A 23,514-nucleotide genomic window follows, 5' to 3' on the forward strand; every position below is an offset into this window, starting at 1 on the left:
ATATCTATCCTCCTTTTTTTAAACTCTTCTCAGTCTTCTATTTTACTATTTCTGAATAGTAATTACAATGTTTTTCGACCGGGCAGCCGGTACATTCCGGTTTTCTTGCGTTACATCTTCTTCTTCCGTGGAATATAAAAAGATGATGTGCCTTTGACCATCTCTCTTTTGGAAGAACCTTCATAAGTTCAAATTCCGTTTTTTCAGGAGTAGATGTGTTTACTATTCCAAGTCTATTCACTATTCTGAACACATGTGTATCCACAGGTATTGCAGGCCACCCAAAAGCATTGCTCAAAACAACGCCTGCAGTTTTTCTGCCGACACCCGGAAGCTTTATAAGTTCTTCAAGACTCTCAGGAACTTCTCCACCAAACTCTGACACAAGTATTTCTGACGTCTCTTTTATCTTCTTTGCCTTGCTTTTAAAAAGTCCACATGTTCTTATCATTTCCTCTATTTCTGCTATATCCAAATTTGCAAACTGCTCTGGAGTATTGTATTTTTTGAACATCTCTCCTGTAACTTTATTCACCCTTATATCTGTGCACTGAGCTGAAAGTATAGTGGCTACAAGTAATTCAAAAGGAGTTGTATAATTAAGTTCACACTCCGCATCAGGATATGTTTCTTCAAGTATATCAAGTATTTCCTTTATTTCAGCGCTGCTTTTTCCCATTAAATATCACACACCTTTTTCGTTATTTTCTTCTATTAAATCCAGGTTTCTTTTTATTATCCCTTTACCTCTCCAGCTGAATGCTCTATCTCCATATTTTCTTTTGAACTCCCTGTTTGAAAGATTATCTATGTCATTTTTTTCAAGATTATATATTTTGTCCTCCATAAACTCTTTTATATCCGTATATTCTATATTTTCATTGTGAGGACATACTTTCTGACATACATCACATCCGAATACAGTTTTTTCTTTTATTATGAGTTCTTTTTCCTGCTCAGAAAACTCTCCTTTTTTCTGGGTTATATATGAAAGGCATCTTTTCGCGTCCATTTTATAATCTTCTTTAAGAGCTTTTCCGGGGCACATTTCTATACATTTTCCACATTTTATACATTCTCTGTCCATCGGCTCACTTTTCTCTATATTTAAATTGGTAATTATATACCCTATAAATACATAGGATCCGTATTTTTCAGTTATTATATTGTTATTAAGCCCAAAAAATCCTATGCCGGACATATATGCTATATATCTATCTACAAGAGGAGATGTATCAACACATATTTCAAACCTGAAATTTTCTTTTTCATTATCATTTAAACTGTCTCTTATATCACTGCATACTTTATTTAATATACCCTCTATTACTGTATGATAATCTTTGCCGCTGCAATAAATTGAAATATTTGAATCTGTATTATATCCTGTATAGTATGGAAAAGCCGCTGTTATTATACTATTTGCATCCTCCATAACACTATATACATCGGTCCTTTTTGATATATCTGATTCCTCCATACCGCTTAGGCCTTTTTCTTTTTCTCTTTTGTATAAATATTTTTTTAGATTTTCATCCATATCTGAAGAACATACTCCCGATACATCTATCCCGTGTCTTTTTAATATTTTTTTTATTTCTGTCAGGGACATTACTCTATTTTTCAAAATAAAATCCTCCTGAATGAATATTTGCCATAATTGCTTTTAATAAGTATAATCAATAATATCATAACACTATGAAAGGAATATATAAATGATAAAACTCACTATACCAGGAAGACCAATAAGTAAATCTAATTTTAAACTTCATAACGTTCATGGACAGGCATGGATGCCTTCAAAAGGGAAATATTCAAAATATATAGCCTATGAAAATATGATTGCCGGCTATGTCAATAAACAGTACTTTGGTGAACAGCTTACCTGTGACCTCATAACTGTTATGAAACTTTATTTTCCTGACAAAAGAATGGGCGATCTTCACAATTATCCTAAAAGTATATGCGATGGGCTCGAAAAAAGCGGTATTATAAAAAATGACCGCCAGCTTAAACCTGTTCTTTTATTTGATTTTATAGACAAAGAAAATCCAAGAGTTGAAATAGAACTTTATCCATCTGATGAATATTCTCTTTCATATTTAATAGAAAAAATCTCTGAGTAGAATTTTCTACTCAGATATAACCAATTTTTTTATTTCTTTTATCTCTCTTGCATGCCCATTGTCGTCATAAGGTGTTTCCAGAAAAAGTGGTATTCCTTTGATTTCAGGTCTGTTTATAAATTCCGTCAAGGCTGCCATTCCTATTTCACCTTCACCGAATCCTGCATGTCTATCCTTGTTCGCTCCAAATGGCATCATACTGTCGTTAAGATGTATTGTTTTCAGTCTTTCAAGACCTATTACACTATCAAACTCCTTCAAAACATCTTCCGGTGAATTAACTATATCATACCCTGCAGAAAATATATGACATGTATCAAGACATACTCCTATTCTTTCACTGTGTTTTACACCGTCGATTATTCTTTTTATTTCCTCAAAGCTTCTCCCTATCTCAGTTCCTTTTCCCGACATTGTCTCAAGAAGCACTGTAATATTTTCATTTCCTGTTATAGCTTCGTTTAACCCTTCAATTATTTTTTCTATACCTGAATCCACTCCGCCGCCTACATGACTTCCCGGATGAAAACATATATATTCTATACCTATACTATCCATTCTTTTTACGTCTTCTTTTATAACTTTTTTTGCAAATTCATAGGTATCATCTTTTGCCGCAGCAAGATTCATAGTATATGGTGCATGTGCAAGTAATGCACCAAAATTGTTTTCTTTTCTTATCCTCTGAAATTCTGCTATATCTTTTTCATCAAATTCCTTTGCATTTCCGCCTCTTGGATTTCTACTGAAAAACTGAAATGTATTTGCATCCATCTCCACTGTTGTCTGAGCAGCTTTTTTAAATCCTTTTGCTATTGATATATGTGATCCTATAGTCAGTCCCATAACTTTTCTCCTCTCTTACTCTGATTTTATATATTAAAAAGAAGGATGAAAAATCCATCCTTCTGAATCGGTTTTATTCCGGTATAGATACCAGTGCGACCTCGTAGTATACACCTGTATCTTCTCTATTTTCTCTTGAAGCTATTTCCTCTATTTTTTTCTGAAGAGTCTCCTTCAGTTCCTCAGCCTCCCGCTCTGAAAGCCTTATATTGTGATAATCTTCAACACTTGAACTACTTAGTCTTCCTGCTTCTGCAGCATTAAAAAATGCCTCACTCATATCCTCAAATATAGAAACATATTCTCCATTTGCATCACTTTCTATTCCAAGTGAAAAATCAAGAACACTTTTTGCAACTTCTATATTTTTAGCTGTAGGATAATAGTATTTTTCAACTATACCCGATTTTATTTTTTCCTCTACAAGTTCGAGAATCCCCGCCTTATAAAGCATTTTTATATGATAGTTTATTTTCGCATGAGGCTCTCCAAGCAGCTCGGAAAGCTGTTTTGCAGACAAAGGTTGTTCTTTGAACTGTTTAAGTATATCTATTCTCTTTGGATGCGCTACTGCCTTGATGCATTCCAGACTTCTTAATACCAGTACCTCTTTCATTATTTATATCTCTCCTAAAAATTCAATATAATTGCTATTCCTATTATATATTAATAAATAAGATATTGTCAAAAAATATTAATATGTATCTAAAAAATTTATACAAATAAATTATGGAATACTGCAATTATTACAAAATCCTGCTTCCACCTATAAATTCTCTTATTATAGCTGTCGGTGGAATGTCAGCTGTATCCTCAAGCGAATCAAAATACTGCATAAAACTTATAAGTCTTACCGCCTCTATATGCTCATCAGTATCCTCTCCAACAGCTTTTAGAAGTGGATATGCATATTTTTTCAAAACCGAAAGCTCGTATACACAGGCTGAATTGAACATTACATCCGCCTCCTCCTGGTATGGGAATATATTTTTCTTTTCTCCTCTTCTTACACTCTTCCAGTTTTTTATTGTATCAGAGGCACTATAACCTCTGAAATTGCTGTCTCTTACGATTCTTCTTATCAGTCTTAGATCTGTTGTAGGAATTCTATTCAGTGAATCAAGATTTATCTGAGTAAGAGCACTTATATATATTCTGAATTTCTTTTCCCGATCTATATATTTTGTAAGTTCCGGGTTAAGACCATGTATTCCCTCTATTATTAGAACCTGATCTTTTTTAAGAGATATTTTCTCTCCTGTATATACTCTTTTTCCTGTTAAAAAGTCAAATTTTATACCTTCTATTTCCTCTCCATTTAAGAGCATATTTATATCTTTATTGAATTTTACTATATCAACCGCATTTACTGATTCATAATCGTGTTTTCCATCCTCATCTAGTGGTGTATGTTCTCTGTCAACAAAGTAGTCATCTATACCTATAGCCTTTGATGTAAGACCACTTACTTTAAGCTGTATTGACAGTCTATGTGCGAAACTTGTTTTTCCTGAAGATGATGGAGCCGCTATAAGTACAACCCTGCTTCCTCTCTCTTTTATAATATCCGCTATCTGAGATATTTTCTTTTCCTGAAGAGCTTCAACTGTCCTTATAAGTTCTCCATACTCACCATCGTTTATTATATTATTAAGGTCATTTACATTTTTTACACCGAGTGTATCTGACCATGATTCATATTCATTGTATATCTGTGAAAGTTTAGGCTGGTCACTGAACTGCTCTGCTGTCTCTCTATTATCATCTGATGGTCCCATAAGGACAACACCCTCTTTATACCCGATAACATCAAAAGTCTTAATATATCCTGTTGATGGAAGCATCATTCCATAAAAATGACTTATATATCCATCACATTCGTATATTTTGGCTTTATCAGAGTCCCTTTTTTCTATTATCTCTGCCTTTTCTTCCTGACCAAGCACTCTGAATAAAGACCGGGCCTCACCTTTTGAAAGTTCTTTTTCCTTTATTTCACAGTTTTTTTCAATTATTTTTGACATTTTTGTCTTTATGGCCTTTATGTCATTTTTATTTAGTTTTCTGCCTATATCTATTGTGTAATATATGCCGTCTGAAAGTGAATGCTGTGCAGAAAGAACAACATTTTCATAAAGTTTTCTACAGGCTATTACGAATACAAATGAAAGTACTCTCGAATATATCCTTTTTCCATCTTCAGTACATGTATCTATAAATTCTACTTTGTCGTCTTCTTTTACAGTCTCATTTAAAGACATAAGTTTGTTTCCAACTTTAGCTGCCATAGGATAGCCTTTATATATGTCTTCTGAATTTCTAAGAACATCCTCCAGTCTGACTTCTTCATTTTCTGACATAATTTCCCTTATTTTTCCCTCTACACTAACTTTTATCAGAGTCATATATTTTCACTCCTTTGTTTCTATTTTACAGTACCGATAGAAGATACAGGAAGTAATCTGAACATCACTTCTCCCATTATCTTATCTTTGCTTATAAATCCTACCTCTGCATATCTACTGTCAAGACTTACAGTTCTATTATCTCCCATTACAAAGAATGTATTTTCAGGAACTATTACATCTATTTCTCCCTCTGTAGTCATACCCGGATCCAGATAAGGCTCTTCTATAAGCTCTTCATTTACCCATACTTTTCCATCGGATATCTGCACTCTGTCTCCGCCTTCAGCTATAACTCTTTTTACAAGGTCCTTTGTTCTGCTGTCATCACCTAGAACAAAATCAATACCTTTCTTTAATATATTTCTACTGTCTGTTGACATATCCATAGCCGGATCAAGAGGCGTATCTGTATCGAATATTATTATATCTCCTTTTTCAGGCTCACTGAATCTGTATTTCATAGTATTTATTATAAGATAGTCGTTATTTTCAAGAGTTGAATACATTGAATCCCCGTCAACTCTTGTAGGTCTTATAAACTGTACCACCACAGCTGCTATTATAACTGCAGTAACAATAACGCCAATCCATTCTTTTATACTTTGTGCAGTAGTTTTTTCCGTATCCTCATGTTTTCTGTTTCTATCTTTTTTATTCAAGTCAATCTCTCCTTTTATAAATGATAATTTGTCTTATCTTTTTATTATAACATATTGCCTGGTAAATAAACCCTTCTCAAACCTTTTGGATAGTGATTTTTTATTATTCCACCATTTTCTTTTCCCCATCCAAGAGGAACACCATTTACAGAAACTATTATCCATCCTCTGCTTTTACCTGTATTTATAGTATCACCTTTTAGATACGATGCTATTTCTTCAGATTTTGAATCAAAGTCCTCATAGCCTTTTACATCCTCTATTTTCAGATAATGTGAAAGTGCATGTGAAGGCTCAAATCTGTTTTTCTTCATTACACCAAGATGAAGACCATATCTAAGAAGTTTTATTTTTCCGGTATCCGGAGCATTTTCCGGCATAAGGTACAGATTTTCTCCTCTTAGTACAAAATTTCCTTCCAGAGATATATTCATAAATTTCTTTTCGAAATCTCTATAGAATTTAATCTCCTTTGGTTCTTTTACACGGGATAAATCCTTTGTTTTGCATTTTTCTGTTTCATTTTTTATTATCTTTGCCGCAAAATGACCTTCTCCCTCTATCTTATGAGGCCATAATCTATGCATCTGTATAAGTTCTGCTCCATCACATTCTTCTACAAATCCATTTATTATATCCTCATTTTCCTCTTTTGAAAAAGTACATGTCGAATATACAAGTACTCCACCTTCTTTTAACATATCATATCCATCTTTTATTATCTCTTTCTGTATAGAGCTGCATTCAAGAACTTTTGCATAACTCCAGTCCTCTATTGCAACCTCATCTTTTCTGAACATTCCTTCTCCTGAACATGGAGCATCTATTACAACCCTATCAAAATATCCTTTAAATACCTTTTTTAAAGATGCCGAGTCTGTATTGGTTATTATACAGTTTGAGGCTCCAAATCTCTCCATATTTTCTCCCAGAGCCTTTATTCTCTGCTTATTTATTTCATTTGACACAAGTATACCTGTGTTTTCAAGTTTTGATAATATATATGTAGATTTTCCACCTGGGGCAGCACACATATCAAGTACTTTCTGACCCGGTTTTATATCTGCAAGAGGTATAACACTCATGGCTGACGGTTCCTGAAGATAATATGCTCCTGCATCGTGAAGAGGATTTCTTCCCGGCCTTATTTCTTCTTCATTATAATAAAAACCTTCTTTGGCCCATTCAACTTCCCTGAATGAATACTCAAGCTCCTTTGATATTTCTGTTATATCAGATTTCATTGTATTTACTCTTAGAGCCGTAGTCTTTGGCATATCATAACTTTTTATAAATTCATCATACTCATCCTTTAGTATCTCTTTTACATCATTCAAAAAACGTTCTGGTAATTTCAATATTTTTCTCCTTCCGCATGATAACATTTAATCCTATTATACAAAAAAAACGGGCTGTTCTAAAGTAGTTTTTACTAACTCAAACCAGCCCGATATATTTATTTTATTATTTCCATTCTGTTCCTATATTTTTTTCAACAGCTTTGTCGTATATTCTCTTGGCTGTCACAACATCCTGAACACCTATTCCAACACTTTTGAAAACTATTATTTCATCGTCTGATTCTCTTCCAGCTTTTGTCCCCATGACAACTTCTCCTATATCTCCGCTGAAATCAGATTCTGAAATAACTCCTTTTTTAAGTGGCGTTATTATACATCCTGCCTCTGCCAGAACTGCATCCTTTGAATCAAAGAATATTTTTGATGCTTTTTTTAGAGTTTTTTCATCTATTTCATGCATATTAGGCATATATGAACCAACACCGCTTACTAAAGCTCCTTTTTTGACAAGATCTCCGTTTATTACCGGAGTCTCTGATGTAGTCGCAAGAAGTATAACATCCGCATCTGTTATGGCTTCATCAGATGATTCTACAGCTTTTATTACTGCTCCATATGATTTAAGCTCTTCATTCATCTCCTGAGCAAATTTTTCTCTTTTTTCTTTGTTTCTGCTATAAACTCTCACTTCTTTAAGTTTTCTTGCTGCAAGCATAGCCTCAAGCTGAGCCGGTGCCTGTCCGCCAGTTCCTATAAGAGCTCCTATTTCAGCATTTTCAACTGCAAGAAGATCAACTGCTGCTCCTGATGCAGCTCCTGTTCTTACCCGTGTTATATACGTACCATCAAGTATAGATACAACTTCCCCTGTAGAATCATCCATAAGAAGTACTGTAGCAGGTGTAACAGGTTTGCCTATTTTTGCATTATCAGGAAATACTGATACTATTTTCATTCCTGCACATCCAAGCTCAGATACATATCCTGGCATGAAAAGCATGCTTCCATTTTTTTCTGAAGCCATATTTGTTCTAAGAGGAACTTCCGCTTTTCCTTCGCTGAATATTCTATATGCTTCCTTGTCCGCTTCTATAGCATCCTTCATTGTAAATACTTTTTTTATATCATCTTTATTTAACAGTAACATAGAAAAACCTCCATAACTTTTATTCTATACTTCTATTATATTGCGGTTTCTATATTATTTCACTAATTATTTACCGCTGTTTACAGGACTGTTATCGTAAAGAAAATCGTCAAGAGTAACGTAATCTCCACCTGTAACTCTTCTTATTTTCTCTACTAATCTTTCCTCTTCTCCTTCTATATTTGCAAGGTGTCTTCTTTCAAATATATTCTCTCTTTCTATTGCTACAGACACCTGCTCTGCAACAACTTTAAGAATTTTCACTTCATCTTCTGAAAGTATTTCCTTTTTAAAGCATGCAACCCCTATAACTCCAAGTGTAGAATAGTTTCCTTTTATCGGCTCATAGTGTGCATTACTACTTCCATAAAATTTTGTTCCCACTCCAACAGAACAGCCTCTTCTGAAACACTCTTTTATAATTTCTCTTTCTGTTATAGTTCTGAATATATTTTCGCTTCCATTACTGTTACATATATATACATGAGGTTCCATAAGATTTCTATTCTCATCAAGAAGTGTTATAAGAATTGTTTTTCCAAGTATATTAACAAGATTTTCTCCGGAACTTTCCATTATCTGTTCCTTATTTCTGGCTCTTAGAAGCATCTTGTCTGTTTTATAAAGCATTTCCATTTTTCTTGCTTTAAGTTTCTGAGACTCTATCTCAAGCTTAAGCTTTGATACTATTGCAGTAGATATACAGGAAAAAATAAACATTCCGATAAACATTATAGTATAATTTCTATCCCATCCTGAAAATCCATAAAGCGGCTCCATAAATATAAAATCAAATAAAAATACAGATGCGACCGCTGATACAACGCCAAAAATAACACCGTCTGTCATAGTTGCTGTCATTATAGGTATCATCATAAATATAAGTATTATTACACTTATATCGACATTCATACTATTTATAAAAACTGATAACCCACATAAAACAGCTGTTATAATCATCAGTTTGATACTGTTGTCTATAAAGTATGCTTTTGGCTGTATCGAGTCCATATTATTATAAAGCTTGGTTCTCTCATCTTTATAAAAAGTTCTCTCCTTCATAAAACCCTCTCCTTTCTATCCTCGGATATATATCATTATCCTATCGAACTTTTCAATAACCCTATTGTATATTCTATTGTACTATTTATTATCTTATTTTACATCATTTTTCTCAAACTTTGATGATATGATTCTTCTTATATTTACGTTTCTGAAAATAGAGGTTACAAATATTACAGAAAGTGCCAGTGCACCTGCTGCAGCAAGTGTTTCTGTAAACAGATTTCCTGCTGTTATATATTTTTCCATTATGAACTCATATATAGTTTTGTATACTCCAAATCCAGGTACCAAAACTATCAGCGCACACGCACTAAGTATTGTTGTGGGAAGAAGAAATATTCTGGCACACATTTCACAATATACACTGAATGAAACACCTGCTAGGAAAAGAGCCGCAGGATCTGCTATTGATGTGTATGTTATTAGAACCTTATATACAAACCATCCTATAGCCCCACCTATTCCTGCTATTTTTAAAGTATCTCCTTTTATATTGAAAACAAGTCCAAATCCATATGCGGCATAGAAAGCTGCTATAGTTTCAATTATTATTCTTATCATTAAAAAATGCCTCCTTTCAGATACCAGTTAAGTACTATATACATCCCGACAGCTATAGATGTTCCTATAAACAGAACCTCTGACAGTTTTGCAGTACCTGCAACAAGCTGCCCATCAAGTATATCTCTTATTGCATTTGTAAGTGCAAATCCTGGTACAAGAAGCATTATTACCCCCGCAGTTATATAATCCATTGTATTTACAAATCCTAATTCATATGAAAATATCGACACTCCCGCTATAAATGCGGCACCGATTATATTTACGAAAAATTCATTAAGACTTTTTTCCTCCAGAAAATCCACAAGTATTTTAGTGAACATTCCTGCTATAAACGATATAATAAGATCAATTGCTCCACCACCAAAAAGTATAGAAAAAGCTCCTGCAATTATTCCACCTGATGCTATCCTCTTAAGTTTTGAATACTCATCCTTTGAAGATATATCATCAAGAATTTTTTCGCATTCCTCTATACTTCTTTTCTTGTATGAAAGACTTCTTGAAAGTCCATTTATTTTTTTCATCATATCAAGATCCGTACTTCTGTTGTTTATTCTTTTTACTACAGAATATATTTTCCCATTTCTATATACAGATGCTAAAAGTGCTGTAGGTGTAGCAAACACTTCAACATCATCAATCCCGAAAGATATGCATATTCTTTCTATGGTTTCCTCAACTCTGTATATTTCTCCACCGCATCTAAGCATCACTCTTCCCGCTTCAGCAGCAAAATTAAGTATTCTATCTATTTCAGTTTCATTTTTTATATCAGATTCATTTAACATATTTTATATCATCATCTCCTTATTCTGTGCATAGCATCTCTATTTTAGTACATCACCAGGAAAAATAAAACATATTTTTTGTAAATAAATCGATTGTTTTTTTATATACAAAGTATAGATTTCTATATATATTGTAAAAGTTTTTAAGTAAAGGTATATTTTTACTTCATATTATTATCTGAATATTCCATACATTATGGTATAATATCTTATATACGATATGGAGGAGGATTTTATATGAATAGCTATAAACTTGCACTTTGTCAAATGAACGTATCTGAAGATAAGAATAAAAATATAGAACATGCATGTGAAATGATAAAAAAAGCAGCATCTGAAAATGCTGATATCATTGTTCTTCCGGAAATGTTCAACTGCCCTTATCAAAATGACTGTTTTCCTGTATATGCTGAAGAATATCCGGGAAAAACAACCACTGCATTAAGTCAGGTTGCAAAAGAAAACAATGTCTATATAATCGGCGGAAGTATTCCTGAACTTTTTGACGGAAATATTTTTAACACTTCATATGCTTTTGATAGAGAGGGTAACCTTATTGCAAAACATCAGAAGATGCATCTTTTTGATATAAATGTAGAAGGTGGAGTATATTTTATGGAATCAGATACGCTAAGTCCCGGAAATCAGGTTACTGTTTTTGATACAGAGTTTGGAAAAATAGGACTTGCAATATGTTATGATATAAGATTCCCTGAGCTTTCAAGACTTATGTCTCTTGAGGGAGCAGAACTTATAATACTTCCCGCAGCATTCAATATGACTACAGGACCTGCTCACTGGGAACTTTCCATAAGAATGAGAGCTCTCGACAACCAGGTTTATTTCGCTGCAGCTGCACCTGCCAGAAATACTGATGCTTCATATGTTGCCTATGGACATTCTATGGTTTCCGATCCATGGGGAAAAATAGTCGCTTCTACGGATGAAAAGGAAAGTATCATTTATGCTGATATAGATAAAGATGTCATAAAATCTGTAAGAGAACAGCTCCCTCTTCTTAAGCACAGACGTACTGATATATATGATATTAATAAATTCTAATTTTCTATTACCAAAAATAAGATATGGCATTTGCCATATCTTATTTTCGTATATAGTATTTATTATTTTTCAAGAATGTATGAAATTCTGTCTGTATCAAAGTTTATTATCTGTTCTTCAGGAAAATCAACTTTTTCAAGCAATTTTAAAGATGCTTCAAAATCTCCTACTTCATAACATATATGGCTATCAGTTCCCATTATTACCATTGTTCCATATTTTTTACATGCTTCAAGCATTTTTTCTATGTTTGCCGCTCCATTTTTTCTTGTCGATTTAGGGTTTAGAGAACCATTATTCATTTCAAGTGCTGTTTTGTTTTCATATGCAGCTTTTGCCACTTTATCTATATCAAGAGGATATCTGTCATCATCTGGATGCCCTATTATTTTTACATTAGGATTTTTTATTGCATTTATTACTGCCTCTGTATTTTTTTCTATACCCTGATCCTCAAAAGTTGTAGAATGAAGACTTGCTATTATATAATCAAGTTTCTGATATAGTTTTTCGTCTACATCTATATCCCCATTTATATTATATATATTAGCCTCTATACCGTTTAGTATTCTCACTCCATCAATTTCATCTGGAACAACCTTGAAGTTTGTAAAGTATATCTCATGAGTTGTACCAGGCATCATTTTTGCATGTTCACTAGAACCGTATATAAGTATTCCTCTTTTTTTTGCCATTTCTATATTTTCTTTAAGTGTACTATATGCATGTCCACTTACTATTGTATGCGTATGTAAATCTATTAAAGGTTTCATTTATATTGCCTCCCTATATTTTAAGTATACTTTATCTCCAGTATGATATTCTGTATCTGATGAGTATATTTTATAGTCTACATCCCCAGCTTTTACTGTATAATGATTTTCTCTTCCATTATACTGTCTGTTAACAACTACTCCCTCTGTACCATCAGTATCTTTTGTAATAATTATCTCATCAGGTCTTACAGGGCATATATTTCTATTTTTAAAGTATTCATCTACTTTTTTGTTTTCTACAATAAATTTGCCATCTTTACTGTGGAATATATCATTCTCCCACTCACCTTCCATAAGATTAGACTTACTTACAAATGTGGCAACAAACTCTGTCTTAGGATTCTGATATATCTCCTCTGGAGTTCCCATCTGCTCTATTTCTCCGTCTTTCATTATTATAATTTTGTCGGCTAAAGCCAATGCTTCACTCTGATCATGAGTTATATATACAATTGTAGCATTTGTAAGTCTATGTATATCCTGTATTTCTCTTCTCATACTCATTTTAAGTTCTGCATCAAGAGCACTCAAAGGCTCGTCCATAAGAAGAATCTGTGGTTTTTCAACTATTGCTCTTGCAAGTGCCACACGCTGTCTTTGTCCACCTGAAAGCTGTCCTGGATATCTATCCTGCATAGATGTTAATCTCATTGCCTCTATAGCTTCATCTGCTGCCTTTTTCTTTTCTTCTTGATTCATTTTACATCTTTTGCTTTTCAGCGGAAATTCCACATGCTCACGGACAGTCATATGTGGCCATAATGCAAATGACTGAAATACCATTCCAAGACTTCTTTTTTCTACAGGAACTGTATTATCTTTTGATGTAAGAACCTGATTATCATACGATACTGTACCATCTGTAGTCTTTTCAAATCCTGCTATTATTCTAAGCATTGTTGTTTTTCCACATCCACTAGGACCAAGTATCGCAAGAAATTCCCCTTTGTTTATAGAGAAATTTATATTATTTATCGCTGTAAAATCGCCGAATTTTTTAGTTAAATTTTCTATTTTTAAACCCATAGCTATACCTTTTTCACCTTTCTTTCCATTTTTAAAAAGTTTGATGCAGCATACGCAACTATTACAAATATAACTATGACAGATGACATAGCTGCCGCAAGATTGTAGTCTCCACTCTGCTTCAGATTGAATATAGTAAGACCTATTGTCTTTGTTCCCGCAGATGCAAGTATAGACGATAGTGTAAGCTCACTACATGAAGATACAAATATAAGGAAAGAACTCGCAAGAACGGGCTTTGCTATAAGCGGTACTATTACCCTTCTCCATGTATTAAACATATTACTTCCACTTATCTGGGCTGCCTCTTCAAGTGAAGATTCAACTGATAAAAGTGCTGTGCTGCTTCCCTTTATCTGAAGCACCATATATCTTGTAATATATGCAATTACAAGTATTTTCACACTTCCATATACTCCATTGAATTTACCCCAGTGGAATATCATTGCAAGTGCAAGTACTATTCCTGGTAGAGCATATGTAAGCGCTGCCGATGACTCAAAGAAAGATGCAAGTTTTGAATTTTTTCTTACTTTCATATATGCTATTGCTGTACCTACAATTATACATATCACGCATGTTATAAGAGCCAAGAATACACTATTTGATGCAGCTTTTGCCACTCCACTATTTGTTAATACAAACTGATAATTCTCAAGTGTAAGGTTTGAAAGATCAAATATGCTTCCATAGTTTCCATAAAATGATGATATTATCATACATAAAAGAGGAACTATATTTACAATTACAAGTACTCCCATAAGCACTACATTGATTATCTTTACATTTCTTTCTGAGAAAAATACTCTTACAGAGTAATCTTCTTTTACACTTTCCATCTGCGATCCTTTTGCAACAAATTTTATCTGTACAAAAGATCCAGCAAGGGCTATTATCGATAAAATAACTGATAATGCAGCTGCTATATTAAAAGAAGAAGGCCCAAAACTTATTGCCTTTTCATATATATATGTACTCAGAACCGATATTCCCGATGATATTCCTAGAAACGCTGGAATACTAAAATTATCTATTGCTGCAAGAAATGCAAGTATACCTCCACTTGCAATTGCTGGTGATACCTGTTTAATAGTTATTTTTCTAAGAACATCTACAATCCCGTATCCAGATGTTCTGGCCGCAAGTTCCATATCCTTAGGTATTTTTCTAAGCATATTTACTACCATAAGATATACAACTGGTATATTACAGATTCCCATAACTATAACTATTCCTCCTACAGAATATATATTTATTATAGGAAGTCCCATTTTTTCTATTATACCGTTTATAAAACCTTTCTCTGAAAGTATATTACTCCATGAAAGTGTTATTATATATGAAGGTATAATATATGGAGACAGTACTAGTATCTCAACAATTTTTTTGTTTGATATATTTGTATATGCTACAAGAAAAGCTATAAGACTTCCAAATACAATCGCTATTATAGTTGATAAAACCGATATTACAATTGTGTTTACTATCGCCTTATTAGTTCTTGGATCAGCAAAAATTGTAGCATAGTTCGCAAGTGTAATTCCTTCTTCTCCAGTTATACTCATTTTTAAAAGAGTAAGTACTGGAATTATAAAAACAAACCCTACAACCAAAATGAATATAGCGAATTTCGCTATATCCATTGGTTTAAATCTATTCAGAAAGCTATTCATTTCTATTCCCCAAATATTGTTGCAAATTTTACTTTATCGTCTTCTTTTGTTGACATTAGCTGATCCATTGGTACTGAAAGATTTGTTATTTCAGATGCTGCTTTAAATCCTTCTGGTGCAGCTATTCCATCTTTTATAGGAGTATATCCTATTTCTGCTGTTTTTTCCTGTCCATCTTCTGATAATATGTAATCTATGAATGCTTTTGCAAGCTCTTCTGAGTCAGTTCCTTTTACCATTCCTATTGGTTCAGTTATTACAAGTGATCCTTCTTCAGGATATATGAAATCTACATTAGCTCCTTCATCTTTTGCACGTAATGCCATGTAGTCTACTATCATACCAAACCCTTTTTCTCCTGCTGTTACAGCCTCAAGTACTGTTCCATTACCCTGATCAACTTTTATGTTGTTGGCTTTTAGAGCCTCATAGAACTCCCATCCTATTCCATCTGTATTTGTTAGAACACTTAGGTTGTATGAAGCTGCTCCTGAATAAAGTGGACTTGGCATAACAGCGTTATCTTTTGCTGTTTCTGATGTTAAATCAGCAAATCCTTTTACTTCATCTTTTACAACGTCTCTATTTACTACTATTCCTGTAGTTATTATTTTTGTTCCTGTATAAGTATGTTCTTCATCATAGTATCCTGAATCTATTCCTTCAAGTTCTGGCGATTCATAAGATTCTAGAAGATCTTCTTTTTTTAATGATTCAAATGTTGTTGCATCTGATACAAGAAGTACATCTGCCTGTACATTACCTATTTCATTTTCTGCAAGAACTTTACTTACAACCTCTTCTGTACCACTTCTGAATATCTCAACATTTATATCCGGGTATACCGTATTGAAATCTTCAACTAAAGCCTGTATATCTTCTTCAGGCTGAGATGTATATATCGTAAGATCTCCTGATAAATCTGAAGTAGATCCCTCATCTGTAGTTGAACCACCATTTGAACAACCTGTTGTTGCAAGCATGAACCCAACAACCACTAAACTTATCGCTTTTTTCATTTTGCTAAATTTCATATTGCCTCCACTTTCTTAAGATACTCTGTCTCTGCTTTGATTCGTTCATAATATCTTCCCGATTCAAATCCTTCGACAACCATCTTAACACCATTAACCATTAATTTTTTTATTATTTTTTCTATATCAAAATCGCCTTTTTCACTTATCGGTGTGTGCAATTTTGTACCCCTTTTATTAGTTATATGTATCTTTGAAACATTATCAAGTGAGTTTATATTGTTCCAGAACTCATCTTCATTTAGACAGTGAGCCAAATCAACTGTATACGATACATTATCGAAATCCATATTTAATCTGAATAGATTAAGTGATTCAATATCAGTTACAATTTCCTTTTTTATATGCTCCATTATCTCAAATGATATTCCTATTCCTTTTTTGTCTGCATAATTCTTTATCTCCGAGAAACTCTCCTGACCTATTTTTAGATTTTCATCACTGGCCATTAGAGTATACCTCGGTGGATGTATTGTAACTTCTTCAGCTCCACACATATAAGCAGTGTCTATAGATGATTTAATCTCTTTTATAGATGCTTCTCTGATACCTCTGTTTAGCGATGCGAAATTAAGATCCCAGCTTTTGGCATGCACAACTGTTTTTACCCCGTATGTCGTACATAATTCTCTGTATCTTTCTATATCATAATTTCTAAATTCCGCATGTTGTGCCCAGAGTTCTATTCCATCATAACCATTCTCCGACGCATATTTTACAATTTCTTCTTCACTCGCATCCCACATTAGTGTTGATGAAAAATATACTTCCATTTTTTCCACCCCCTTGCTACAGAAATTATTATAATTTAGCAATGTAAAGTTTATATTTTGTAAATGTTAACTTTTTTAAATTTTTTTGTAAATAAATTTGATTTAAATATGTTTTCCTTTAAAAATGTTAAATTAGTATAAATGTTGTTTTACATATTTTTAATATTTTTTTACTAATTCCCTCTATTTTTATTTAATTTTCCATTGTTTTCGTAGTTATTTTATAAAAAAAAGGCTGCAGAAAATTTCTGCAGCTTTTTTTATAAGCATCTCTTTTTTATGTTTATTTTCTCTATCTCAAGAAGTTTTTTCTTTTTATCAAGTCCACCCGCATATCCTACAAGTTTTCCATCTTTGCTAATCACCCTATGACATGGAATCAGTATCATTATTCTGTTTTTATTATTTGCATTTCCCACAGCTCTAGATGCATTTGGATTTCCTATTTTTTCCGCTATATATTTGTATGATACGGCCTTTCCATATGGAATTTCCATAAGTGCATTCCATACTTTTTTCTGAAATTCTGTGCCTCTTATAAGTATTTTAATATCAAATTCCTGTCTTTTACCCTCGAAATACTCTTCAAGCTGCAAAAATACATTTTCTATAGTTTCTGTATTCTTTTTCAGATATATTTCATCTGATATCTCTGAAAAATCTCCAAAATATATACCGCTTATATATTCATCTATTTCCTCTACAGTTATTTTCCCAATAGAAGTATCTTTTGTAAAATAATAATTATTCATATATTCCTACCTTTATATTTTTAGCTGATGCATATTTTTCAAGAAGATTGCACGCTTCGTCAGATGCCTCTTTAAGTCCCTCAGTTCCACTGAACGAATATATACACATAATTATATTTTCAGCATCATCGTCTATAAGCGCTCTTTTTGAATCACTTGTAGGACTTCCGAATTTTCCATCATCATCCATAAGTACAGGCATATTTTCTATGTTTATATCTCCTTTTCCGATTCCCTGATAACATTCGCCTTCTTTTCCTACTGTAAGTACAATATCTCCATGTATTTTATCGGTATTGTATGATCCTATCGAAAATCCCGATTTCATAGAAACAACATTATTTATATCCACTATATTGTTAACAAAGTATATACCCTTGCCCTGCACAATTCTTCTCAGAAGTGCTTCTGATGATGTTCTGTATCTTGATGGATTTTTTCCACATGCTTTATATGCAGTTCTGTTTGCTTTTATCACATCGTTACTGGCTATGTCTTCCGTAGTCATTTCTTTTTCTATTTTTTCGCATTCAGCTTTTATATATTCAATAAGTTCTTCTGAACTTTCTTCAACCTTTATAGATGCCTCTATACAACATACTGATGCATTTTGAACTTTTTCTTTTATCATATTGTCTATTTTTATTTCCACTTTAAACATCCCTTTCTGATACTATTTTTTCTTTCCATATTTCAATAAGCCTATCCAGTGAAAAAACTGCATTTGCAGGGCTAGTCGAAGGAAGCTTTTCATCTTCTATTCCTGTATTTTCAAGGCAGTATTTTACATATAGTCTATGAGCCTTATCTCCATTTGTATAGACCTTCTTTATATTGCTGTCGTTTATTATTTTTTCAATTTCATTTGGAATTACATCCTTTATACTGCTGTCACTCGATCCCTTTATAGTACATGATTTTATTACATCCCATATTGCTATATTGTTTTCAAGTAACATCCTTCTTTTTTCTTCTATACTCTCTGGAACAGGATAATCTGTTATCGAAGCTATTACCTTCCAGAATCTGTTCTGCTTATGACCGTAGTAAAAATTCAACTCCCTTGATTTTACAGATGGAAAACTTCCAAGTATAAGTATCTCTGAATTTTTATCGTACACTGGTTCAAAAGTATGCTCTTCTCTTTTCATATATACACCTCTGTTTCTGTCACTACATTAATTATACCACCTGATTATGTATTTTCTTTCATATTTATATTATATAACTTACATAAAAATATCCCACAGTTTTACCGCGGGATACTTTTAGGATGGTTTTGGTGTGTGTTTTATAAATAAACCTGCACTCTTATCATTTCGTCGATTTCCTTGAGCTCCTCTACTGCTCCATTTAATCCGTCACTGTCAAGGTCAATAAGAGTATAGGCATATTCTCCTCTTGATTTATTTATAAGGTTTGTTATATTGAGTTTTCTCTTTGTAAGTATGTCAGATATTTTTGATATCATACCTACGACATTTTTATGGAAACATCCTATTCTTATCTTCCCACTTCTCTCCATGTATGCATTCGGCATATTTACAGAGTTTATTATATTTCCATTTTCAAGATATTCCATGAGTTCCTTTGCTGCCATAACAGCACATTTTTCTTCTGATTCAAAAGTAGATGCTCCAAGATGAGGTATATTATACACCCTGTTGACACCCGCAAGCTTCTTGTTTGGAAAATCTGTAACATAACTTCCGACTTTTCCACCGACATTTTCTATTATTGCATCGTCGTCTACAAGTCCACCTCTTGCAAAATTGAGTATATGAACTCCATCTTTCATCTGTGATATCGTATCGTTATTTATTATATGCTTTGTATTTTCGTTTAGTGGAAGGTGAAGAGTTATATAGTCGCTGTTTTTCAGAAGTTCATTTATATCTGTAGCTCTTTTTATATTTCTTGAAAGATTCCATGCTGCATCCACTGATATAAATGGATCGTATCCATATACGTTCATTCCAAATTCAAGTGCAAGGTTTGCAACCTTTATTCCTATAGCTCCAAGCCCTATTACACCTATATTTCTTCCTTCTAGCTCATGACCTTTGAATTTCTTCTTTTCTCTTTCGACAACTTCTTCTATATCGTCTCTTCCATCAAGTGTAGATGTCCATTTAAGTGCTTCATATAGTGGTCTTGCACTCATCAGAAGTCCGACCATTACAAGCTCTTTTACTGCATTTGCATTTGCACCTGGAGTGTTAAATACAGCTATTCCTTTTTCAGTGCATTTTTCTATTGGAATATTATTTGTACCCGCTCCAGCCCTTGCAATTGCCTTTAGATTGTCTTCTAGAACCATACTGTGAAGATTTGAACTTCTAACAAGTATCGCATCTTCCTCTGTTTCATCCTCAACTATATTATATTTTTCACTGAACTGTTTTATTCCGTTCTTTGCTATACTGTTATAAAGTCTTATATTATACATTGCCTAATACCCCTTTCTCAAATTCCTTCATACATTCAACAAGTTTTTCAACCGCTTCATACGGCATGGCATTGTATATGGAAGCCCTCATCCCTCCTACAGAACGGTGTCCTTTTATATTTACAAATCCTTTTTTCTTTGCAAAATCTATAAACTCGGCGTCAAGATTCTTATCTCCTGTAACAAATGGAACATTCATAAGTGATCTGTCCTCTTTTGCTGCTGTTCCTTTGAATACCTTTGAGTTATCCAGATAATCGTATAGAAGATCTGCTTTTTTTCTGTTTATCTCGCCAAGTTTTTCAAGTGTTCCAAATTCTTTTTCTATCCATTCAAGTACAAGTCCCATTACATATATAGAAAATGTCGGCGGTGTATTGTACATAGATTCCTTGTCTGCATGGACATAATAACTCAGCATTGCAGGTATTCTATCGTCTTTTTTGATAAGGTCTTCTCTTATTATTACAACTGTAAGTCCTGCAATTCCCATATTTTTCTGTGCCCCTGCAAATATAAGAGCATAATCTGAAACATTTACCGGTTCACTCAGTATACAAGAAGATAAATCCGCAACCAGTTTTACTCCCTTTGTATCCGGAAGTTTTTTGTATTTTGTTCCGTATATTGTATTATTTTCACATATATACAGATAGTCTATTCCTTCAGGTATATCGAAATCCTTTGGTATATAGCTGAAATTATCCTCCTCACTTGATGCTGCTATTACACATGTTTCATGTCCATAAATCCACTCAAGCCTTTTCAGTTCTGCTGCAGCTTTTTTACTCCAAGCTCCAGTATTTACAACAGCAGCTTTTTTATTCTCTCCAAAGAGGTTTACAGGTATCATTGTAAACTGAAGAGATCCTCCCCCCTGAAGAAATAATACCTTGTAGTTATCAGGTATATTCATAAGCTTTCTAAGTCTTTTTTCTGTTTTCTCGATGATTCCTTTGAATTCCTGCGAGCGATGACTCATCTCCATTACTGACTGCCCGCATTTTTCGTAATCCATCATCTGGTCTTTAATTTTTTCCAATACATACTCAGGTAGCTGAGATGGTCCTGCACTAAAGTTTAAAACTCGCATATTCAAATCATCCTTTCTTAAATATTTACCGACTATCTTATCACAGAGAATTTTCTTTTGCAATATACAAATTTTTAAATTCATTTTTCTCAGTTTTTTGAATTCAGATATATTGGTATATTAGTAAATATTATTATTACTATACCTTTATTGAATATTTATTTTTGCATGTTATATCTATTTTTATGTTTATTATTTATTTTTTTGTATACACAATTTTCTGTACAATTCCTATAATTTTCAAAATAATGCTTGATTGTATATTTTCTCTGTTATATAATCTTGATTAAAACTTTTATACAGGAGGTAGCCGTATGATAGATGCTCATATACACATCGAAAAAAGTCCATATACAATAGATTGGATAAATGAATACGTCAGGTATGCACAGGAGAGAGGTCTTTCGGAAATAAATCTGCTTGAACATACACACAGATTTACGGAATGGATGCCTCTTTATGAAGCTTCGAGAAAAAAGGATCCTCTTGCTGCAAAGTGGGTAGATGATCATATAACAATCCCTATACAGGATTATTACGACTTTATACAGAAGGCCAGAGAATATAATTTTCCAATAAAGGTTAATTTCGGTCTTGAAGTATGCTATTTTCCAGATAAGAATGAATTTATAAAAGATATGCTCAATGAATTTGATTTCGATTTTGTAGTCGGAAGTGTTCATTATGCATTTGATGTTCCATATGATATAAAAGGATTGTCTGAAAAAATTCTATGGGATAAATATCCCGTAGATGATATATATGAGGATTATTTTGATAGATGCATGAAATGTGTAGAGTCAGGTCTTTTCTGCCAGCTTGGCCATCCTGATACAATCAAGATGTTTGACAGTTACAAACCTTCTATAGACACAGCACCTCTATACGAAAAACTTGCTGACTCTCTGCACAGAAACAATGTAATGGCTGAAAACAATGTTGGATGCTATTATAGGTATGGTCATCCGGATATGGGGCTTTCTGATGATGTTTTTAATATTTTCAGGGATAAGGGAGTTAAAATAATCACTGCTTCTGATGCTCATAAACCGGAACATGTAGGAATGTATATAAAAGAAATAACAAATAAATAATTACCCAAAAATAAAAATCAGCGTTTATATTTCATATTTACGCTGATTTTTATTTAACTATCTTTTGTAATATTTTTATATTATGGTCATTAATATATACATAAATACATTAATTTTATCATTAGTAATGAATATATTTTTTCTACAGAATCATTAACTTGTAAATTTCTTAATATCTCATGTAATGATTTTCCTAACTGTTTAGTATTACATGGTATATTATGTCCTTTAAATAATACTTCTTTTTTTAATCTATTCTATAGGGACATATATTACCATTCCAAATTTTTTGTATATTCATAAAATCCTCTTGTTACAATAACACCTATAATTTCTTTAAAAGTTCCAATATATTTATCACCCGAAACCCTTCCACCAGATACTTTTATACTAGAATCTGATTTCATTCTTTAACAAAAAATTAAAATATCTCCCTTTTTTATCTGCATAAACTTAGATAGTCCTCTAATTCTTCTCCTATTCTTCTCTAGTGATCCATATCTCATTATCCAATACTATATCAAAATTACTTTTAGTTGTAATATAAAATAAATATATTTGATATTCATTAGATTTCTTTACTGATTTATCAATTCCTTGAGGATTTTCTAGAGATAATTTCTCTGAATTTTGCTTAAATCATCCTACTTAAACCCTCTTTTTTTACTTCTATTTGTTCAACAAGAAATCCTAAATTTTGCTTATATACAACTAAAAATCCTTCATTATTTCTTAATTCCTTTATATCATGTCTATATTTATCAAAGTTTTTTGTAAGCCACTCTATTTCTATTGGCACTACTCTTCCATTACTTAAGAATTTTGACTAGTATCCGTATATCCACCAAATCTAGGATTTCTTTTTTCTGAATCTATCT

Annotated in this window: 25 protein-coding genes; 3 read left to right on the plus strand and 22 right to left on the minus strand. The window is 32.8% G+C overall.

What is annotated here, in order from left to right; genetic code table 11:
- Positions 1 to 37: 37 nt before the first annotated feature.
- Positions 38 to 679, minus strand: a complete 642-nt coding sequence (gene nth / locus EXD82_RS06840; protein WP_142536176.1) for an endonuclease III — start codon at positions 677 to 679, stop codon at positions 38 to 40.
- Positions 680 to 685: 6 nt separating this feature from the next.
- On the minus strand, positions 686 to 1,627 hold the full coding sequence (gene queG, locus EXD82_RS06845) for a tRNA epoxyqueuosine(34) reductase QueG (protein ID WP_246082022.1): 942 nt from the start codon (positions 1,625 to 1,627) through the stop codon (positions 686 to 688).
- An 88-nt stretch (positions 1,628 to 1,715) separates the two neighbouring features.
- On the opposite strand from queG, the gene EXD82_RS06850 reads away from it, so the two are divergent.
- Positions 1,716 to 2,126 carry a RusA family crossover junction endodeoxyribonuclease gene (locus EXD82_RS06850; protein ID WP_142536177.1) on the plus strand — a complete coding sequence of 137 codons (411 nt, stop codon included), beginning with the start codon at positions 1,716 to 1,718 and terminating at the stop codon, positions 2,124 to 2,126.
- A gap of 6 nt (positions 2,127 to 2,132) precedes the next feature.
- Here EXD82_RS06850 and EXD82_RS06855 read toward each other — a convergent pair whose 3' ends face one another.
- The 9 genes from EXD82_RS06855 to EXD82_RS06895 all read right to left on the minus strand — a co-directional run bounded on the left by EXD82_RS06855 (position 2,133) and on the right by EXD82_RS06895 (position 10,904).
- Positions 2,133 to 2,972, minus strand: coding sequence for a deoxyribonuclease IV (locus EXD82_RS06855; protein WP_142536178.1), 840 nt, complete (start codon positions 2,970 to 2,972; stop codon positions 2,133 to 2,135).
- A 73-nt stretch (positions 2,973 to 3,045) separates the two neighbouring features.
- Complete coding sequence (locus EXD82_RS06860; protein ID WP_142536179.1) at positions 3,046 to 3,588, minus strand: helix-turn-helix domain-containing protein; 543 nt, start codon at positions 3,586 to 3,588, stop codon at positions 3,046 to 3,048.
- A 130-nt stretch (positions 3,589 to 3,718) separates the two neighbouring features.
- The gene (locus tag EXD82_RS06865; protein WP_142536180.1) at positions 3,719 to 5,377 is read right to left on the minus strand and encodes a nucleoside kinase; all 1,659 of its coding nucleotides are present in this window, start codon (positions 5,375 to 5,377) and stop codon (positions 3,719 to 3,721) included.
- Between the two features lie 20 nt (positions 5,378 to 5,397).
- Entirely contained in the window at positions 5,398 to 6,039 is a 642-nt protein-coding gene (gene lepB, locus EXD82_RS06870; RefSeq protein ID WP_174919184.1) for a signal peptidase I, read from the minus strand.
- Between the two features lie 44 nt (positions 6,040 to 6,083).
- Complete coding sequence (locus EXD82_RS06875; RefSeq protein WP_142536230.1) at positions 6,084 to 7,400, minus strand: RsmF rRNA methyltransferase first C-terminal domain-containing protein; 1,317 nt, start codon at positions 7,398 to 7,400, stop codon at positions 6,084 to 6,086.
- 103 nt (positions 7,401 to 7,503) lie between these two features.
- Complete coding sequence (locus EXD82_RS06880) at positions 7,504 to 8,487, minus strand: ornithine cyclodeaminase family protein (protein ID WP_142536181.1); 984 nt, start codon at positions 8,485 to 8,487, stop codon at positions 7,504 to 7,506.
- A gap of 66 nt (positions 8,488 to 8,553) precedes the next feature.
- Entirely contained in the window at positions 8,554 to 9,549 is a 996-nt protein-coding gene (locus EXD82_RS06885; RefSeq protein WP_142536182.1) for a DUF4118 domain-containing protein, read from the minus strand.
- Positions 9,550 to 9,642: 93 nt separating this feature from the next.
- The gene (locus EXD82_RS06890) at positions 9,643 to 10,113 is read right to left on the minus strand and encodes a threonine/serine exporter family protein (RefSeq protein ID WP_142536183.1); all 471 of its coding nucleotides are present in this window, start codon (positions 10,111 to 10,113) and stop codon (positions 9,643 to 9,645) included.
- Positions 10,113 to 10,904 carry a threonine/serine exporter family protein gene (locus tag EXD82_RS06895; protein ID WP_142536184.1) on the minus strand — a complete coding sequence of 264 codons (792 nt, stop codon included), beginning with the start codon at positions 10,902 to 10,904 and terminating at the stop codon, positions 10,113 to 10,115. Before EXD82_RS06895 ends, EXD82_RS06890 begins: the two co-directional genes overlap by 1 nt.
- Before the next feature lie 237 nt (positions 10,905 to 11,141).
- Between EXD82_RS06895 and EXD82_RS06900 the strand changes: the two genes are divergently transcribed.
- On the plus strand, positions 11,142 to 11,966 hold the full coding sequence (locus EXD82_RS06900) for a carbon-nitrogen hydrolase family protein (RefSeq protein WP_142536185.1): 825 nt from the start codon (positions 11,142 to 11,144) through the stop codon (positions 11,964 to 11,966).
- A 62-nt stretch (positions 11,967 to 12,028) separates the two neighbouring features.
- Here EXD82_RS06900 and EXD82_RS06905 read toward each other — a convergent pair whose 3' ends face one another.
- The 10 genes from EXD82_RS06905 to serC form a co-directional block, all read right to left on the minus strand.
- Complete coding sequence (locus tag EXD82_RS06905; RefSeq protein ID WP_142536186.1) at positions 12,029 to 12,739, minus strand: phosphatase; 711 nt, start codon at positions 12,737 to 12,739, stop codon at positions 12,029 to 12,031.
- Complete coding sequence (locus EXD82_RS06910; protein ID WP_142536187.1) at positions 12,740 to 13,768, minus strand: ABC transporter ATP-binding protein; 1,029 nt, start codon at positions 13,766 to 13,768, stop codon at positions 12,740 to 12,742.
- 2 nt (positions 13,769 to 13,770) lie between these two features.
- Entirely contained in the window at positions 13,771 to 15,441 is a 1,671-nt protein-coding gene (locus EXD82_RS06915) for an ABC transporter permease (RefSeq protein WP_206668152.1), read from the minus strand.
- Positions 15,442 to 15,443: 2 nt separating this feature from the next.
- Positions 15,444 to 16,475, minus strand: coding sequence for an ABC transporter substrate-binding protein (locus tag EXD82_RS06920; protein ID WP_246082023.1), 1,032 nt, complete (start codon positions 16,473 to 16,475; stop codon positions 15,444 to 15,446).
- A complete protein-coding gene (locus EXD82_RS06925) occupies positions 16,472 to 17,248 on the minus strand; it encodes a sugar phosphate isomerase/epimerase family protein (protein WP_142536188.1) in 777 nt (258 codons plus the stop codon). The genes EXD82_RS06920 and EXD82_RS06925 overlap by 4 nt, the downstream gene beginning before the upstream one ends.
- A gap of 260 nt (positions 17,249 to 17,508) precedes the next feature.
- Positions 17,509 to 18,000, minus strand: a complete 492-nt coding sequence (locus tag EXD82_RS06930) for a methylated-DNA--[protein]-cysteine S-methyltransferase (protein WP_142536189.1) — start codon at positions 17,998 to 18,000, stop codon at positions 17,509 to 17,511.
- A complete protein-coding gene (locus EXD82_RS06935; protein ID WP_246082024.1) occupies positions 17,993 to 18,652 on the minus strand; it encodes a B3/B4 domain-containing protein in 660 nt (219 codons plus the stop codon). Before EXD82_RS06935 ends, EXD82_RS06930 begins: the two co-directional genes overlap by 8 nt.
- Before the next feature lies 1 nt (position 18,653).
- Positions 18,654 to 19,151: a DNA-deoxyinosine glycosylase gene (locus EXD82_RS06940; protein ID WP_142536191.1), complete on the minus strand. Its 498-nt coding sequence runs from the start codon at positions 19,149 to 19,151 to the stop codon at positions 18,654 to 18,656.
- A gap of 140 nt (positions 19,152 to 19,291) precedes the next feature.
- Complete coding sequence (locus EXD82_RS06945; protein ID WP_142536192.1) at positions 19,292 to 20,449, minus strand: 3-phosphoglycerate dehydrogenase family protein; 1,158 nt, start codon at positions 20,447 to 20,449, stop codon at positions 19,292 to 19,294.
- Complete coding sequence (gene serC, locus EXD82_RS06950; RefSeq protein WP_142536193.1) at positions 20,442 to 21,542, minus strand: 3-phosphoserine/phosphohydroxythreonine transaminase; 1,101 nt, start codon at positions 21,540 to 21,542, stop codon at positions 20,442 to 20,444. Before serC ends, EXD82_RS06945 begins: the two co-directional genes overlap by 8 nt.
- A 314-nt stretch (positions 21,543 to 21,856) precedes the next feature.
- On the opposite strand from serC, the gene EXD82_RS06955 reads away from it, so the two are divergent.
- Positions 21,857 to 22,636, plus strand: coding sequence for a PHP domain-containing protein (locus EXD82_RS06955; protein WP_142536194.1), 780 nt, complete (start codon positions 21,857 to 21,859; stop codon positions 22,634 to 22,636).
- 634 nt (positions 22,637 to 23,270) lie between these two features.
- On the opposite strand, the gene EXD82_RS10315 is transcribed toward EXD82_RS06955, so the two are convergent.
- The gene (locus EXD82_RS10315; RefSeq protein ID WP_174919185.1) at positions 23,271 to 23,435 is read right to left on the minus strand and encodes a hypothetical protein; all 165 of its coding nucleotides are present in this window, start codon (positions 23,433 to 23,435) and stop codon (positions 23,271 to 23,273) included.
- Between the last annotated feature and the right edge of the window lie 79 nt (positions 23,436 to 23,514).

It is taken from the genome of Peptacetobacter hominis (assembly GCF_006861675.1).
Taxonomy (GTDB): domain Bacteria; phylum Bacillota; class Clostridia; order Peptostreptococcales; family Peptostreptococcaceae; genus Peptacetobacter; species Peptacetobacter hominis.

Bases quoted from the DNA above. Each gene is read 5' to 3' on its own strand.
- EXD82_RS06955 (WP_142536194.1), top strand. From the start codon at position 21,857: ATGATAGATGCTCATATACACATCGAAAAAAGTCCATATACAATAGAT.
- EXD82_RS06905 (WP_142536186.1), bottom strand. From the start codon at position 12,739: ATGAAACCTTTAATAGATTTACATACGCATACAATAGTAAGTGGACAT.
- serC (WP_142536193.1), bottom strand. From the start codon at position 21,542: ATGCGAGTTTTAAACTTTAGTGCAGGACCATCTCAGCTACCTGAGTAT.
- EXD82_RS06930 (WP_142536189.1), bottom strand. From the start codon at position 18,000: ATGAATAATTATTATTTTACAAAAGATACTTCTATTGGGAAAATAACT.
- EXD82_RS06900 (WP_142536185.1), top strand. From the start codon at position 11,142: ATGAATAGCTATAAACTTGCACTTTGTCAAATGAACGTATCTGAAGAT.
- EXD82_RS06910 (WP_142536187.1), bottom strand. From the start codon at position 13,768: ATGGGTTTAAAAATAGAAAATTTAACTAAAAAATTCGGCGATTTTACA.
- nth (WP_142536176.1), bottom strand. From the start codon at position 679: ATGGGAAAAAGCAGCGCTGAAATAAAGGAAATACTTGATATACTTGAA.
- EXD82_RS06855 (WP_142536178.1), bottom strand. From the start codon at position 2,972: ATGGGACTGACTATAGGATCACATATATCAATAGCAAAAGGATTTAAA.
- EXD82_RS06925 (WP_142536188.1), bottom strand. From the start codon at position 17,248: ATGGAAGTATATTTTTCATCAACACTAATGTGGGATGCGAGTGAAGAA.
- EXD82_RS06890 (WP_142536183.1), bottom strand. From the start codon at position 10,113: ATGATAAGAATAATAATTGAAACTATAGCAGCTTTCTATGCCGCATAT.
- EXD82_RS06940 (WP_142536191.1), bottom strand. From the start codon at position 19,151: ATGAAAAGAGAAGAGCATACTTTTGAACCAGTGTACGATAAAAATTCA.
- EXD82_RS06850 (WP_142536177.1), top strand. From the start codon at position 1,716: ATGATAAAACTCACTATACCAGGAAGACCAATAAGTAAATCTAATTTT.
- EXD82_RS06860 (WP_142536179.1), bottom strand. From the start codon at position 3,588: ATGAAAGAGGTACTGGTATTAAGAAGTCTGGAATGCATCAAGGCAGTA.
- EXD82_RS06865 (WP_142536180.1), bottom strand. From the start codon at position 5,377: ATGACTCTGATAAAAGTTAGTGTAGAGGGAAAAATAAGGGAAATTATG.
- EXD82_RS06880 (WP_142536181.1), bottom strand. From the start codon at position 8,487: ATGTTACTGTTAAATAAAGATGATATAAAAAAAGTATTTACAATGAAG.
- EXD82_RS06885 (WP_142536182.1), bottom strand. From the start codon at position 9,549: ATGAAGGAGAGAACTTTTTATAAAGATGAGAGAACCAAGCTTTATAAT.
- EXD82_RS06920 (WP_246082023.1), bottom strand. From the start codon at position 16,475: ATGAAATTTAGCAAAATGAAAAAAGCGATAAGTTTAGTGGTTGTTGGG.
- EXD82_RS06895 (WP_142536184.1), bottom strand. From the start codon at position 10,904: ATGTTAAATGAATCTGATATAAAAAATGAAACTGAAATAGATAGAATA.
- EXD82_RS06945 (WP_142536192.1), bottom strand. From the start codon at position 20,449: ATGTATAATATAAGACTTTATAACAGTATAGCAAAGAACGGAATAAAA.
- EXD82_RS06915 (WP_206668152.1), bottom strand. From the start codon at position 15,441: ATGAATAGCTTTCTGAATAGATTTAAACCAATGGATATAGCGAAATTC.